This window comes from Saccharospirillum impatiens DSM 12546, from assembly GCF_000423605.1.
Taxonomy (GTDB): domain Bacteria; phylum Pseudomonadota; class Gammaproteobacteria; order Pseudomonadales; family Natronospirillaceae; genus Saccharospirillum; species Saccharospirillum impatiens.
This window is the reverse complement of the sequence record NZ_AUIH01000022.1, coordinates 1-15,103: the sequence shown is the minus strand read 5'-3', so window position 1 is coordinate 15,103 and position 15,103 is coordinate 1. Positions and strand designations below refer to the sequence as shown.

Annotated in this window: 12 protein-coding genes; 11 read left to right on the top strand and 1 reads right to left on the bottom strand. The window is 55.8% G+C overall.

Features of this window, described 5'->3' with window-relative positions:
* Positions 1–63: 63 nt before the first annotated feature.
* The 4 genes from G565_RS0111995 (at position 64) to G565_RS26035 (ending at position 6,201) form a co-directional block, all read left to right on the top strand.
* Positions 64–951 (top strand): carbohydrate ABC transporter permease, encoded by an 888-nt coding sequence (locus G565_RS0111995; RefSeq protein WP_028671137.1) that lies wholly within the window; start codon positions 64–66, stop codon positions 949–951.
* The gene (locus tag G565_RS0111990) at positions 944–1,822 is read left to right on the top strand and encodes a carbohydrate ABC transporter permease (protein ID WP_028671136.1); all 879 of its coding nucleotides are present in this window, start codon (positions 944–946) and stop codon (positions 1,820–1,822) included. The genes G565_RS0111995 and G565_RS0111990 overlap by 8 nt, the downstream gene beginning before the upstream one ends.
* A gap of 14 nt (positions 1,823–1,836) precedes the next feature.
* Positions 1,837–2,946: an ABC transporter ATP-binding protein gene (locus tag G565_RS0111985; protein WP_028671135.1), complete on the top strand. Its 1,110-nt coding sequence runs from the start codon at positions 1,837–1,839 to the stop codon at positions 2,944–2,946.
* Between the two features lie 279 nt (positions 2,947–3,225).
* Positions 3,226–6,201 carry a bifunctional diguanylate cyclase/phosphodiesterase gene (locus tag G565_RS26035; RefSeq protein WP_051207830.1) on the top strand — a complete coding sequence of 992 codons (2,976 nt, stop codon included), beginning with the start codon at positions 3,226–3,228 and terminating at the stop codon, positions 6,199–6,201.
* A gap of 13 nt (positions 6,202–6,214) precedes the next feature.
* Here the strand turns inward: G565_RS26035 and argH are convergent, their stop codons facing one another.
* Entirely contained in the window at positions 6,215–7,621 is a 1,407-nt protein-coding gene (argH, locus tag G565_RS0111975) for an argininosuccinate lyase (protein ID WP_028671134.1), read from the bottom strand.
* 151 nt (positions 7,622–7,772) lie between these two features.
* Between argH and G565_RS23970 the strand changes: the two genes are divergently transcribed.
* From G565_RS23970 to G565_RS23965, 7 genes are all read left to right on the top strand, one after another.
* Complete coding sequence (locus G565_RS23970; protein WP_169579645.1) at positions 7,773–8,888, top strand: sensor histidine kinase; 1,116 nt, start codon at positions 7,773–7,775, stop codon at positions 8,886–8,888.
* Between the two features lie 5 nt (positions 8,889–8,893).
* Positions 8,894–9,622, top strand: a complete 729-nt coding sequence (locus G565_RS0111965; protein ID WP_245584174.1) for a LytR/AlgR family response regulator transcription factor — start codon at positions 8,894–8,896, stop codon at positions 9,620–9,622.
* Between the two features lie 185 nt (positions 9,623–9,807).
* Positions 9,808–10,017 (top strand): hypothetical protein, encoded by a 210-nt coding sequence (locus G565_RS0111960; RefSeq protein WP_028671132.1) that lies wholly within the window; start codon positions 9,808–9,810, stop codon positions 10,015–10,017.
* 663 nt (positions 10,018–10,680) lie between these two features.
* On the top strand, positions 10,681–12,222 hold the full coding sequence (locus G565_RS0111955; RefSeq protein WP_028671131.1) for a phosphoenolpyruvate carboxykinase: 1,542 nt from the start codon (positions 10,681–10,683) through the stop codon (positions 12,220–12,222).
* 55 nt (positions 12,223–12,277) lie between these two features.
* Positions 12,278–13,258 carry a thiamine-phosphate kinase gene (thiL, locus tag G565_RS0111950; protein ID WP_084649363.1) on the top strand — a complete coding sequence of 327 codons (981 nt, stop codon included), beginning with the start codon at positions 12,278–12,280 and terminating at the stop codon, positions 13,256–13,258.
* Positions 13,259–13,287: 29 nt separating this feature from the next.
* On the top strand, positions 13,288–13,767 hold the full coding sequence (locus tag G565_RS0111945; RefSeq protein WP_028671129.1) for a phosphatidylglycerophosphatase A family protein: 480 nt from the start codon (positions 13,288–13,290) through the stop codon (positions 13,765–13,767).
* Between the two features lie 163 nt (positions 13,768–13,930).
* Positions 13,931–15,103, top strand: a 1,173-nt coding sequence (locus tag G565_RS23965) for a hypothetical protein (RefSeq protein ID WP_037339007.1), incomplete at its 3' end; no start/stop codon positions are given.

Genomic DNA, 15,103 nt, shown 5'->3' with positions numbered 1-15,103 from the left:
CTTAATAGCCCAGCCCTTTCGCTGAGCTATTAAGAGTCTCCTTACTGAACGGACGGAAAACCTATGTCGGTATCACGCAAGAAGGGCATTGACTATTGGTTGCCGAAACTCGTTGTTTCGCCAACTCTGGTTATTGCTCTGGTGTTCTTTTATGGCTTCGTGCTATGGACCACCTTCATATCTTTCACCAATTCCAGTTTCCTACCCAGCTACGATTTCGTGGGGTTTGACCAATACGTGCGATTGTTTATGAATCCGCGCTGGTTGAACGCCATGTGGAACCTGGTGGTATTTGGTGTGTTGTTCATTGGTATCTGTATGGTCGTCGGGCTGGTTATGGCTATTTTGCTGGATCAGAATATTCGAGCAGAAGGCGCCATTCGAACCATCTACCTGTACCCCATGGCACTGTCATTCATTGTCACCGGTACCGTCTGGAAGTGGTTGTTGAACCCAACAGTTGGTATCGAGAAATTCGTGATCAGTTTGGGCTGGGATAGTTTCATTTTCGACTGGATCATTGACCCGGATATGGCGATTTACACCGTCGTCATTGCGGGTGTCTGGCAGGCCAGCGGCTTTGTGATGGCGATTTTTCTGGCTGGTTTGCGCGGCATTGATACATCCATCATCAAAGCGGCTCAACTTGATGGTGCTAATTTGTTCGCGGTCTATACCCGGATCATTATTCCATCAATGCGCCCGGTGTTCTTTTCCGCATTTATTATGCTGGCGCACATCGCGATCAAGAGCTTTGACCTGGTCATAGCACTGACCGGCGGTGGACCGGGCAATTCAACCGATGTGCCTGCGATTTTCATGTATCAGTTTTCCTTCCAGCGCGGTCAGCTGGGTATTGGTGCGGCCTCGGCGGTAATCATGCTGATGACGGTGCTGGCGATACTGGTTCCCTATTTGTATTCAGAACTGAGGACTCCGAAAAATGGCTAAGTCAAAGAATCCGAGTTATGCCAGCATCAATGGTCGGGCTGTCCTGTATGCGGTACTGATTATTGTGGCGGCCTACTATTTATTGCCGCTGATCCTGATGATCATGACCTCGTTTCGTTCTATGGATGAAATACGTATGGGTCAACTAATTGAGTGGCCCAAGTCGTTCTCGCTGGACGCCTGGTCTATGGCCTGGAGCGAAGTGCAGATTGGCGCCCGTGAAGATCGTGGTCTGCGTCCTTACTTTATCAATTCGATCCTGATGGTCATCCCGTCGGTTGCGATATCAACCACTCTGGGTGCACTCAATGGTTACGTGCTGAGTTTCTGGAAATTCAGGGGTAGTGAGCTGTTTTTCGGTGCGCTGTTGATTGGTTGTTTTCTGCCGTTTCAGGCCATCTTGTTGCCGCAATCGCAGTTGCTTGGTTGGTTGGGCTTGTCCGGCAGCCTACCTGGCCTGATTCTGACCCACGTTGTGTATGGGGTCAGCTTCACTACGCTATTTTTCCGCAACTATTACGTTAATTTGCCGCATGAACTGGTTAAAGCAGCGAAGCTGGATGGAGCCGGGTTCTGGGTCATCTTCTTTCGTATCATTCTGCCATTGTCGGCGCCCATTCTGGTGGTCACCGTGATCTGGCAATTCACCCAGATCTGGAATGACTTTCTGTTTGGTGTAGTGTTCTCCGATCCGAGTTCCCAGCCTGTGACGGTGGGCCTTAATAACATGGTGAACAGTTCAACCGGTGAGAAACAATACAACGTGGATATGGCCGGTGCCATCATCGCGGCGCTGCCGACCATCGTGGTCTATGTGGTTGCCGGTAAATATTTCGTACGCGGTCTGACGGCCGGTTCTGTAAAAGGTTAACGGGAGTTCTGAACATGGCTGAACTGAAAATAGACAACGTATACAAGAGTTTTGGTGAAGAGCACATTCTGAAAGGCATTAGCCTGGATGTTACAGACGGTGAGTTCATCATTCTGGTGGGGCCTTCGGGCTGTGGTAAGTCGACGCTGTTGAATTGCATTGCGGGCCTTGAGGATGTCACCACAGGCGACATTATTCTAGGCGATACCAACGTCACTTACGAAGCGCCGAAAGACCGTGATATTGCCATGGTGTTTCAGAGCTATGCACTCTACCCGAACATGAACGTGCGCAAGAACATTGCCTTTGGTCTTGAAATTCGCAAGATGCCCAAGGCTGAAATCGCCGAGGAAGTGGCCCGGGTTGCCAAGTTGTTGCAAATCGAACCGCTGCTGGATCGCAAACCATCGCAGTTGTCCGGTGGCCAGCGCCAGCGCGTTGCGATGGGCCGGGCGCTGGCGCGTCGACCCAAGATCTATTTGTTTGACGAACCCCTGTCGAACCTGGACGCCAAGTTGCGTGTGGAAATGCGCACCGAAATGAAGAAGCTGCATCAACGTCTTGGCACAACGATCGTGTACGTCACGCACGACCAGATCGAAGCCATGACCCTGGCTGACCGCATTGCGGTTATGAAAGGCGGTATCGTCCAGCAGTTTGGTACGCCGCAGGAAGTGTACGATGACCCGGCCAATATGTTCGTTGCAGGCTTTATGGGTTCACCGTCAATGAACTTTTTGCGGTGTGAAGTTACTCGTCATGAAAACGATTATGCCGTCCAGATCGAGTCTCAGGGCACCGTGTTTCAGTTGCCGGTCGACCCGAAGCAAGCCGATCTGAGCAATTATGTGGGCAAAACGGTGGTGTTGGGCATTCGCCCTGAGCAAATCACTCATGTTATGCCCCATCTGGTCTCTGAACAGTTCATCACCCAGGTACCTGTGAAGATCGAAGTGACGGAGCCGACTGGAGCAGATACGTTGATTCTGGCGCGAATCAACGATCAGGAATGCGAGTGTCGGGTTCACCCCCAGGAAGCTGGCAAAGTCGGCGATACAATGGATCTGTTGTTTAATATGAGTAAGGCCGTGTTTTTCGACGAGCAGACCGAGGCGCGGCTGTAAGGCAGACGGTAAGATCATGGTGTGTTCTTTTTTCGCAGCCTCCGGGCTGCGTTTTTTGTGACGTACAACTCATTATATGCATCCCCTCTGCCCTCATTACCTCGCTTAACCCCCGGAAAGATCGAAAAATGCCGATCCTGTTCGTCAAATCTGCGTTAACTGACTAAACTGCCAGTATTCGGACCATAAAAGCCTGTCACCATGCCTCTGAAGGGAAAAACCGCACATTCCAGGGTCGGGAATACCGTTTCCCGGCGCCTTGCAGATCCCTCCACTTGGTTGAAACATGCACCTTTGGTGTTTTATGAAGCGGAATCGCGAGGCGAACAAAAAGACCTGTGGGCGTTGAACTATGTCAGTGAGTCGATTGAGCAACTGACCGGATATCCGGCTGAGGACTTTTTGGGTGAAAACCCGAAACGCTACCTGTACCAGATGGTCCACCCCACAGACCGGCGGCGCGTGGGTGCTGAATATGATCGGTGCCGCGCTATGCTGTCTCCGATCTACATGACTTACCGGATCAAACACAGGGACCAGGGTTATATCTGGGTAGAAGAGCGCACCAACTTTGTTCGCCAGGACAGTGAGCACATCGTGTGCCTGGGGTCTTTGGTGGATACCCATGCCCCGGTTCGCATTGAAAAACACAATGCTCGGCTCGATAAGGTCCTGATTCGTCTTAATGCCGATGTGGCCGTTGCTACCGGTCAGGATTTTATCGAACACCTGTGCAGACGTCTGGCCCTGCTGCTGGATTGCCGGCAAGTTAGCCTGCTTCAGGTAAGTGATGGGCAGTATTTGGGCTGCCTGGTGTCGATTCAGGATGGGTTGATGCAGCCCCGTTACAGTATGCGCCTGGCCGACAGCCTGCTGGCTCCGCTCGGCAGCCAGCCACATATGGTCAGGAACCTGTCCGACCCGGATCGTCACGGATGGCCGATCCTGGAGTCCATGGTTCACCTTGAGGCGTTTCGTCTGGATAACCGGCGCGGACGGTGGGTCGGTATTCTGGTCATTGATCATGACCAGCCACGGCCGGTTGATTCGACCTTGTCCCGCGTGCTTGAACTCTATACAGAGCGAGCCGTAACTGAAATTGAACGCCTCGGCCTGGAAGGTCGGCTTCAGGAAAGTGAGGCACGGTATAGGGCATTTTTCGAGACCGCAGTACAGCCCTCAATGATTGTTGATCGTCAGGGCCGGGTGGTAAATATTAATCGGTCTGCGGCCCGTTTATTCAATGCGGATCAAAACGTCGAAGCTCTGCAACTGAGAGCCATTCTGCCGGATAATCAACCCGACGGTCAGCAGACCTGGCCAGCGTTTCTGGCATTTGTTGAGCAGGCCAGCGATGCAGAGACCCGGCAAAGCCAGTGGCAGTTGCAAACACTCACCGGCTCGACGCGGACCATGGTCGTGCACTCCTTTCGGGTCAGCGTTAATCAGACCGAGGGCGTCATGCTGTCGTTCAATGACATCAGTGACCGGTTGAGCGCCGAAGCCTCGTTGCGTGAACAACATGAAGTAATGAACCGCCGCCAGCAACGCCTGCGCGGGCTGGTCGACGTCGCTACGCGCCTGGAGCGCCAGAACAGCGTGCGCGACTTTTTGGTATCCAGCTGCACGGCACTCACACAGAAGGTGGGCCTTAATCAGGTTGCCTGTTATCAGCCAGGCAGTGAGTTCTGGTACGCCAGTAGTCTCAAGCCAGAGCAGCGTACGCACTTTCGGGAGCACAGCGCTGCTTTGCAACAGGCGCTGGATACCCGCCACATCAGTTGGGGAACAGACTCCAATCAGTGGTTTTACATTCCCCTGGTGGTGGATGATCAGGCCGTCGCGGGCCTGGCAATTCTGGGCGATGAACTGATTCTCAATGATCTTGATTTTCTGTCGATGCTGGCTCAAACCCTGAATTTGTCGTTCGACAACCTGATGCAGCGAAAGAACTTGCGCAGCCAGGCGATGCACGACAGTTTAACCGGGCTCGGCAATCGCGCTCAGTTGCACCTTTGGATCGAGCAGGTATTGGGTCAACAGCCTGACCAGACCGCAAGCCTGTTGTTGTTTGACCTGAACCGGTTCAAGGAAATCAACGATACTCTGGGCCATCATTTTGGTGATCGCTTGTTGTGTGAGATTGGACCGCGCATTCAACGCATGCTGGGGTGGCGAACCAGCCAGAACATTGCCCGTTTGGGTGGCGATGAATTCGCCGTGCTCCTGCCCGATGTGAGTCAGCAAGAGGCGTTGAGCGTTGCCGAGCGCATGGCGCTTTGTTTGCGTGAACCCTATCAGATTGACGCCATGCAACTGCAAGTTGAGGCCAGCATTGGGCTGTCTCATTACCCGGAGCAGGGGCAAGACGGTCACGAGCTGCTGCGCTGCGCCGATGTAGCCATGTACGCGGCCAAGGCGAATAACGAGTCAGTCGTCGTATTTGATTCGCATCTGGATGCTCATACCCCCCAGCGAATCGCCGTGTTGTCTGAACTGGAAGTGGCCATTGGCGCCGGGCAATTGTGGGTGGCGTACCAACCAATCATCAGCGCTGCTACGGGCCAGGTGGCCGGGTTCGAGGGGCTGGTTCGCTGGCAGCATCCGGAACTGGGGGCTCTGTCACCCGCCGACTTCATTCCGCTGGCGGAAATGGGGCAGGGCATTCGCCAGATTACCCGCTTTGTGCTGGAGCAATGCCTGGCACAAATTGTCCACTGGCGAGGCAAACACCCTGATTGCCACGTCGCGGTGAATCTCTCATCGCGCGTATTGTTGGACCAGGCGCTGCCTGGTCAGATTGAAGATCTGTTGGTCAAATACGCATTGCCTGGCTCAGCGCTGGTGCTGGAGTTAACCGAGAGCACCTTGCTTTCTGATCCGGTTCGGGCGATTGCGATCATCAATCAATTGGCCGACCTTGGTGTAGGGGTTGAAGTAGATGATTTTGGCACCGGTTATTCGTCGCTCGCTTACCTGAAGGCATTGCCGATTCAAGCCTTGAAAATAGACAAAAGCTTTATTGACGATTTGCTTGAGGATGCCCAGGACCGGGTAATTGTCGAGTCGACCATCACCATGGCCCACAATCTGGGCTTGAAAACGGTTGGTGAAGGCGTTGAAAACGAGGCGACGTTCCACGAACTGGTGCGTTTGGGGATTGATTTCCTGCAAGGCTATTACTTCGCCAAGCCACTGCCCGCCGTCGAGATGACTGAATGGCTGGACAGCTATCACCGCTCGCTGGAGTGGTGATAGCCGCGACAGCTTATGATCGACTGGCCAACAGCAACTCGGCCCGCGTTGCCGCTGCCCGAACCTGGATCGGCGCTGTGCCCCCCAGATGGTCACGGGCTGCGACCGAGCCTTCCAGAGTCAGCACGTCGAATACATCAGCGCTGATGGTATCGCTGAAGGGTTTCAGTTCATCGAGCGTCATTTCACTCAGGTCTTTACCCTCTGCCAGCCCGTAGGCAACACTTTTGCCAACCACTTCATGTGCATCCCGGAAGGCCATGCCTTTCTTGACCAGGTAATCTGCCAGATCCGTCGCCGTACTATAGCCACGCAAAGCCGCGGCCTTCATGACGGCGGGCTTGGCCTCTATGTAGGGAATCATGTCGGCAAAGGCACGCAGACTGCCGGCCAGTGTGTCGATGGTGTCGAACAAGGGCTCCTTGTCTTCCTGATTGTCTTTGTTGTACGCCAGCGGCTGGCTTTTCATCAGCGTGAGCAAACTCATCAGATGACCAAATACCCGGCCGGTTTTGCCGCGTACCAGCTCCGGCACATCGGGGTTTTTCTTCTGAGGCATAATGCTGGAGCCGGTACAGAAGCGGTCTGGCAAATTGATGAAATCGAACTGGGCTGAGGCCCATAACACCAACTCTTCGGACATGCGCGACAGGTGCATCATGGTCAGCGATGCCCAGTGGGTGAACTCGATGGCGAAGTCCCGGTCTGATACTGAGTCGAGCGAGTTTTCGGAGGGGCGGTCGAAACCCAGCAGTTCGGCGGTGCGCACCCGGTTGATCGGAAACGTGGTGCCGGCCAGGGCCGCGGCGCCCAATGGCAGAATATTCACCCGTTTGCGGCAGTCCTGCAGGCGTTCGAAGTCACGTTGCAGCATTTCATTCCAGGCCAGAAGGTGGTGGCCAAAGGTGACTGGCTGGGCCGTTTGCAAGTGAGTAAAGCCTGGCATGATGGTATCGGCTTCATTCGCCGCCAGCGTGATCAGGCCGCGTTGCAACCGAGTCAGTTCGGCGCCAAGGCCGTCGATGGCCTCGCGCAGATACAGCCGGATATCGGTGGCGACCTGATCGTTCCGGCTGCGACCGGTGTGCAGTTTTTTACCGACTGGCCCGATTTTGGCGGTCAGCGCCGATTCAACATTCATGTGCACGTCTTCCAGTGCCACTGACCAGACCTGTTGGCCGGATTCGATGTCTGCCTGAACGGCTTTCAGTCCGTTAACGATCTGTTCACACTCATCGGCCGTTAGCACGCCGACCTCAGACAGCATGGTCGCATGGGCAATGGAGCCCTGAATATCATGTCGGTACAGACGCTGGTCGAATTGGATGGAGGCGGTAAACTCAGCCACAAACGCATCGGTTGCTTCGGCAAAACGGCCACCCCAGGCGGCATTGGTGCTTTGAGCATGGGCATCAGACATGATTACAGGGTTCCTTGGGCACATTGAAAGGGCATTATATCGGCTTGGCGGGCGTTGGCTATGGTCACAGTACCCTGGTGGCTTGATCCTCGCGCCAGCAAGGGCGACACTGAGCGCTTGTCTTTGGCAGATTAACCGGCAGGTCGCGCACTTGAAGCCAGCGAATACCCTATCCCATGCTTCAAACCGGCATTCGCTGGTGTTGCCCGATTTGTGCACCGCCACCTCGGTGTTTTTTCTCGTCCTGGTATCCGAACTGCTGGTATTGGTCTGGGTGTTGCTGCAATCGGGAATCGACTGGATCCAGCTTGGCTCCATGAGCCTGATGGTGCAGTGGATCGTATTGCCTTCTGCGGCGTTGTTGTGCCGGCTGCGTCGCTGGCTAGCGCGTATCCCACTTTGGCTGGGATGGCTGGTCGCGTTCTCTACAGTGTCCGGGGTCGGTTTGCTGGTTAGCCTGGCCGGCAGCGTACTGGTGTTGGGCGGATGGGCCGCTGTAGAGTCGATGACGGTTTTGCGTCATACGGCCGCGACGGCCATCATCGCTGCCTTGTTGCTGCGCTATTTTCAGTTACAGCAGGCGCTGGTGGATCGCTCCCGGGCGGAGCTGTCGGCCCGTATTGAGGCGTTGCAAAATCGAATCCGACCTCACTTTTTGTTCAATAGCCTGAATACCATCGCCGAACTGATCGCCACCCGGCCTGAGGCCGCCGAGCGGGCGATTGAAGATCTGTCCCGGCTGTTCCGCGCCAGTTTGAAAGAAGCCACGACGTTCTGGAGCCTCAGTGATGAACTGGCACTTGTTGATGGCTACCTTTCGCTGGAGCAGTGGCGTCTTGGCGACCGGCTGAAGGTTGTCTGGCAGACGCCGAGGCCGACGGCACGATGGTCGGTTCCGGTATTGATTCTGCAGCCATTGATTGAGAACGCCATTGTCCATGGCATTGCCCCGAGCGTCAGCGGGGGGCAACTGCTTATTCGATGCCGGGAGAAGAACAGGCAGTTGGTGATTGAAATTGAAAACCCACTGGTGCAGGCCGGGGGTTCAGTTGAGCAGGCCACCATGGCAGAGCCGGAACGCAACACTGAACGTCGCAAGAGCCCCCGGGGGAATCAGGTCGCATTGGAAAACATTCGCCACCGCCTGGCCACACTCTATGGGGACACCGCGAAACTCTATGCGGCAGCCGATGAGCGAACCTATCGGGTTCGTTTAACCTTGCCGGCGAAACTGCTGATGCGCGAAAGCGAAAGGAGTGACGTTTGAAAGTCATGATCGTAGACGATGAACCCCTGGCCCGGGAACGGCTGCTGCGGTTGCTACAATCGGAAGACAGTGTGACCCGATGTGTCACTGCCGCTAACGGGCAGGAGGCTCTGCGCCGGCAAATCGACGACCCGTCTGACCTGATACTGCTGGATATTCGCATGCCTGGGCACAGCGGCCTGGAGCTTGCTGCTGAATGGTCACAACAGTTAAATCCGCCTGCCATTGTATTCTGTACCGCCTACGATGATTACGCGCTGGAGGCATTTCAGGTGCAGGCCGTGTCGTACCTGATGAAACCGGTAAAAGCGGCTGAACTGCACCAGGTACTGGTCAGTGCCGGCCAATTGAACCGGGCGCAATTGACCGCACTGACTGGCGCCGATATCGGCCCGGTTATTGCGCTGCAAACCGGGCGTGGCAAGGAGCGCATCCCCCTGAACGATGTATTCTGTTTCCGGGCTGATCAAAAATACGTTGTGGCACAGTGTCGTCAGGGTGAGCGCTTGTGTGATTACAGCCTGAAACAGCTCGAAGAGCGCTTCCCGGAGCAACTGGTGCGTGTACACCGTACAACCCTGGTGCCCAAAAGCCGACTGGAGAAACTGACCCGGGATGCCCAGGGCGGCATATGGCTCAGTGTTCGCGGGCTGGAAGAGCCGGTGACGGTCAGTCGGCGGTTTGCGCGGGAGTTGCGACCCCTGTTCCAGGATTCATCAGACTGGGCTGAGTAGCGTTCGCGGGTGATGTGCAACCTTAATCAACGGTTACACCCTGTGCGATTTTGTTTGCGAAACGACCAAATTGGTTTATAAAAGAACGGTGTGAGACAGTGACAGCGCTTCTGCGAGACTATGCACCGCCAGATGTATAGTCGCCAGATTCGACTGCCAATCAGAGCAGCAAAGGGGGACACAAGGTGAGTGATAATAAGAAGGCTGGAAAGTTAGCGCCCGAGCAAACGGAAGCCGAACGTCTGTTGGCTGACCGTGAGGCACTGCGTTCCAAGATGGCCAGTGAAGTCGAGGCTTTTCTGGAAGCGGGTGGCAAGGTTGAGAAAGTCGAACGGGGGAAGCGCGCAGACCCTCCGCGTAAGCCCGAAAGTCAGTACGGCAGCCGACCAATCTGAGTTAGGTCCAGAGTCTTTTTAAGCGAAGATCCAGCATTTGGCCAGTAGGCATCTACCCAGCGTGGTTCGGTTTGCCTTGTCTCTCTGATTGAGATCCGGACATTCGGGAAGCTGGGCCCCTGAGCTAGTCGGTATACTGCTTACCCAGCCCCTTCGTTATGAACGTTCACTTGGTGCTTCCTAGCAACAACGATAGCGGGCACCCCTGAACACAGTGTTTCAAAAAAAACATCAATGAAATCGAATTACCAAATCTGGCCTGTAGAGTGATTAATCTTGTAACTTAACAACATATGGCCATTCTCGTCTGACAAAGCCTGATCACTTCGATGCCCCCGAAAGTTGATGAAACTGCCCGGTTATTGACCATTTTTCCAACCTGCATCTGTATCAATGCTCAATCAATGTACATAAAGCCCTGCGTGGTGCGCCAGTGCGATGCATGCCCTCTCGACGGGTCGGAACATCTCAAAGCTGACCAGTTGGGTTGGATGTCGTTTTCTTTCAGTATAAATCCGTCCGATGTTATTTGTCAGAAAAATATTGACGAAATATCGTTTCTTGCCAGTGTCGCCACACAGTACACTCATGGCATCTATCAACGCATACCTATAATAAACCAAGCAATCGCTGGACAATCCCCCATTAAGGAGATCATCACCAATGGCCGCTTTTTCCCCTCACGCCCACGTGGACCTGAGCACCCCTCTGCTGTTGGAGTTTGCTGTCCGCCGCGAAGAAGGTGAGTTTGCCAATAACGGGGCTTTTGTTGCCCGAACCGGTGAGCGAACTGGCCGCTCACCGAAAGACCGGTTTATCGTGAAGGAAACGGGCAGTCAGGATGAAATCGAGTGGGGCGCCGTCAACCGCGCTTTCGATTCAGAGCAATTCGATGCCCTGTGGCAGCGTGTCAGTGATCACCTGGCCGACCGGGAGCACTTTGTGGGTCATCTCGAAGTTGGATCGGCCGTAAAACACAGCGTCCCCATTACCGTCAGCACCGAGTTGGCCTGGCATCAGGTATTTGCCCGTAACCTCTTTATTGTGGCTGATGAGTGGAACGCGCAAGATAAAGCCGGTTGGCATGTGCTGAACGTTCCCAGCTTTGTTTGCGACCCCAAGCGTGACGGTACGGGCAGTGACTCTGCCTGCATCATTAATTTTGAGCAGCGCAAAGTCTTGATTGCTGGTTTGTATTACGCCGGTGAAATGAAAAAAGCGATGTTCTCGGTTCAAAACTTCCTGCTGCCCGCTCAGGATGTACTGCCAATGCATTGCTCGGCCAACGTGGGTGACGATGGCAAAACCACCTTGTTCTTTGGGTTGTCCGGTACCGGTAAAACAACTCTCAGTGCAGACCCGGAGCGTTTCTTGATCGGCGATGACGAGCACGGCTGGGGCCCGGGAGTGGTGTTCAACATTGAAGGTGGCTGCTACGCCAAGTGCATCGATCTGACAGAGAAAAACGAACCGCTGATCTGGAAGGCGATCCGCTTTGGGACCATTCTCGAGAACGTGGTGCTGGACGAACAGCGAGCGCCAGACTACACCGACGACAGCCTGACCCAGAATTCACGAGCTGCCTATCCGCTTGAGCACATCGAAAAGCGCCAGTTGAGCAACATGGGTGACGAGCCCAATGCCGTGGTGTTTTTGACCTGCGATCTGAATGGCGTATTACCGCCAGTGTCCAAACTGACCAAAGAAGCAGCGGCCTACCATTTCCTCAGTGGTTACACCGCCCTGGTCGGGTCAACCGAAATGGGCGCGGGTAAAGGCATCAAGACCACCTTTTCTACCTGTTTTGGCGCACCGTTCTTCCCGCGCCCGGCCGGTGTTTATGCCGAGCTGCTGATGAAACGAGTTGAAGCGGCCGGTACCGATGTTTATCTGGTCAACACCGGCTGGACTGGTGGTGCCTACGGCGAAGGCAAGCGTTTCAGCATTCCGGTAACCCGGGCCGTGATCACCGCGATTACGAATGGGGAGCTGGCCGACGTTGAAACTCGCCACATCGATGGTTTGAACCTCGACGTGCCAGTGGCCGTACCGGGTGTTGCCGGCGAACTGCTGGTTCCCCGTAACACCTGGGCCGACCCGGCGGCCTACGATGCCAAAGCAGCGTCGTTGATTAAGGAGTTCAAACAGAACTTCGAAAAATACGACGTATCCGACGCCATCAAGGCGGCCGGTCCTCAGGGCTGATGCCACGCCTTGTTTGAGGTGGTCCCGGGTCGGTTCCTGACCCGGATGCCCTATCTTGCCTTTGCCCGTCCGCCACGCCACACTTCCCGACATGAATGAATTCGAGCTCATAGCGCACTATTTCCGGGGTTGGCAGGGCACTCATCCTGATTTGATTCTGGGTCAGGGGGACGATTGTCTGATCTGGCACCCGAGCCGGGCGACGGTGATGTCGATTGATACCGCTGTTGCCGGTCGGCATTTTCCTGAACAGGCAACAGGTGCCCAGGCTGCCCAGCGGGCTTTTCTGCCGGCGCTCAGTGATATTGCCGCTATGGGGGCAGAGCCCGCATTTTTTACCCTCGCCCTGACCTTACCCCGGCCACTGAATGAGCGCTGGCTCGACGCCTTCGCGGGCCGCTTGCGTGAGCTGAGTGAGTCTTACGGGCTGGTGCTGGCAGGAGGCGATACCACCTCGGGCCCGGGCCCGGTCATCAGCCTGCAAATGCACGGTCTGGTCGATACGCCTTTGCGCCGCGATGGTGTACAGCCGAACGATGACCTTTGGGTATCCGGCTTACCCGGGCGTGCGGCAGCGGTCTTACCGGCGGTGCTTAACCCGGCCGGTGCATCTGTGCCACCGGATTGGCTTGATGCCTATTGGTCGCCACAACCGCGTCTCGAACTCGGGCTTCGGTTGATTGGCCTTGCCAGTGCCGCCATTGATGTATCCGATGGCCTCGCGGCTGACAGCGGGCACCTGGCCAGAGCCAGCGGCCTCGATTTACTGATCGATATCGACAGCCTTCCACAGGCCCCCAGTTTTGAGGGTTACCCAAAAGACCAGGTGACATCCTGGATACTGAGCGGAGGCGACGATTATGAGCTGGCGTTTACCGCCTCTCCCCGGCAGCGTCAGTCGCTGAAGGCACTGGCGGCGGCTCTGGCATTGCCACTGACCCGTATTGGCCAGGCAGTCGCAGGCGACGGCCAGGCACTGATTCGGCATAATGGCGAGGTTAAGGCCTTAGATCAGGCCGGTTTTCAACACTTCTAAATCGATCGCTCTGCTACAGGATGCAATGAATGACTGAACCGAGTGCCCGTCGCTGGCACAACCACTGGATGCATTTTCTGGCCTTTGGCCTCGGCAGCGGCGCTGCGAGCAAGGCGCCGGGTACCTTCGGCACACTGGCTGCCGTTCCCTTATTCCTGCTGCTCACCCTGTTACCGCTCTGGTTGTATCTGGTCGTGGTGGTGCTGGCTTTTGTGTTCGGCTGTTATTTGTGTGATCGCGTATCGCAGGACATGGGCGTTCACGACCATGGTGGCATCGTCTGGGATGAATTCGTTGGGTTCTGGATTACCATGATCGCCGTGCCCGTCGGTCTCTGGACAGTCGTGCTCGGCTTCATTTTGTTCAGGGTATTCGACATCCTGAAACCCTGGCCAATCAGCTGGCTTGACCGGCGCGTAGGCGGTGGCGTGGGTATTATGATTGACGATGTTATTGCCGGTATTTTTGCGGGCGTGATTTTGCACTTGCTGGTTTGGTTTGTGTCGTAATCAGCATGGTATCCGCACAGACAGGCTGGTTGATTCTATCGACTGACCTACCGCGACATCACCCATTTCCTGGGAAATCGATCACAACGATTGGCATTGTTACTGGACCTGAACGAGCACATCCTTAAAGTAACCCCTGTTCACACAACAGCGGGCCATAGGGATGACCAGCCAGTTTGACACCGGGTTCCGGGAAGAGCCCTTCGCAGTCAGTGCCGAGCCGATAGACATCGCCCGGCCCGATGCACTGCCTGATTCTGTTCAGCCCAACGGCTGCTACCCCATTCGCTGGTACGACCTGCCCTTGCCGGTTCGTCAATTCTTGCAGCGCCCGGAGCACCGCCAGTTTTGCTGGCAAGCCTCGGCCCAGACGGTGCGCAACTGGCAGCAAGGTGCCTCCAATAGCAACCGGTTGATGCTCGCCTGGGATGGCACTCGGGTTGAGCCGCTGACGCAGTATCGCCAGGGGTTGCACAACCACCGCTCAGTATTTGCCTTTCGCACGCCCTTGCCCGCTACGGATGCCCCGGCCAGTGCCGGTGGTGCACAGACCACGCCCTCTGCCTCACTGCCATCCCGTTTTGGCGGCGGCCCTCCGGTTGAAGGCGGTAATGAATACAACGCCATGGTGCGGGTGGTGAACCCACTGACTGATGCTCGCATCAGGCTCGACCAGCGCCCGGTCCACCAACCCCGGGAACGCTACCGTTTAGCGGACGATCAGACCTGGTGGGACCTGGCCTATGAGTTATATGGCGTCCCCCACGCTACGCCGCTGGCGAACCTGAACCACCCGGAATACAGCATGACCCGGCCACCCGAGCCCGGTCGGGAACTTTGGGTGCCGGGCACGCCGGTATTAGCAGTGACCGGTACCAGCAGTTATGGCCGCGCAGTGCGATTTCAGTGGCAGGGGCCTACGCAGGGTGAACAGTCGGTTCCCATGAATCACGAGCAAGCGGAAGCCGACTGGAGGCTGGACATTCCCATTGCCGAAGGCGACTACCAACTGCAAGCGACCAATCGCGACGCCGAGCACTCGTTGACGGTAACCGTATTACCCGCCGACCCAATACCGCTGAGCCTGGACGTGGCTTACCTGCCAGAAAGCGATGAACTGTTGCTGGTACCGGATCTGCTGGAAGCCCTGATCGATCAGGATCACCAGGCGCTCAACGCGGCCATCACGGCGCTGAACACGGCCCAGCAACGCCAGGCTGAAGACGATTCAGACGAGGCTCGCCAGCAGGTCGAAGCCGCCAAAAACGAGGTGATGACCGCGCTCGGCCCGGCTCTGAATGCCCACCAGGGCGATGGCCCCAAACACAGCAACCAA

Excerpts from the sequence above, each read along its gene's own strand:
- argH (WP_028671134.1), bottom strand. The coding sequence starts at position 7,621 with ATGTCTGATGCCCATGCTCAAAGCACCAATGCCGCCTGGGGTGGCCGT.
- G565_RS0111945 (WP_028671129.1), top strand. The coding sequence starts at position 13,288 with ATGACTGAACCGAGTGCCCGTCGCTGGCACAACCACTGGATGCATTTT.
- G565_RS0111990 (WP_028671136.1), top strand. The coding sequence starts at position 944 with ATGGCTAAGTCAAAGAATCCGAGTTATGCCAGCATCAATGGTCGGGCT.
- G565_RS0111985 (WP_028671135.1), top strand. The coding sequence starts at position 1,837 with ATGGCTGAACTGAAAATAGACAACGTATACAAGAGTTTTGGTGAAGAG.
- G565_RS0111955 (WP_028671131.1), top strand. The coding sequence starts at position 10,681 with ATGGCCGCTTTTTCCCCTCACGCCCACGTGGACCTGAGCACCCCTCTG.
- G565_RS0111965 (WP_245584174.1), top strand. The coding sequence starts at position 8,894 with ATGATCGTAGACGATGAACCCCTGGCCCGGGAACGGCTGCTGCGGTTG.
- G565_RS0111995 (WP_028671137.1), top strand. The coding sequence starts at position 64 with ATGTCGGTATCACGCAAGAAGGGCATTGACTATTGGTTGCCGAAACTC.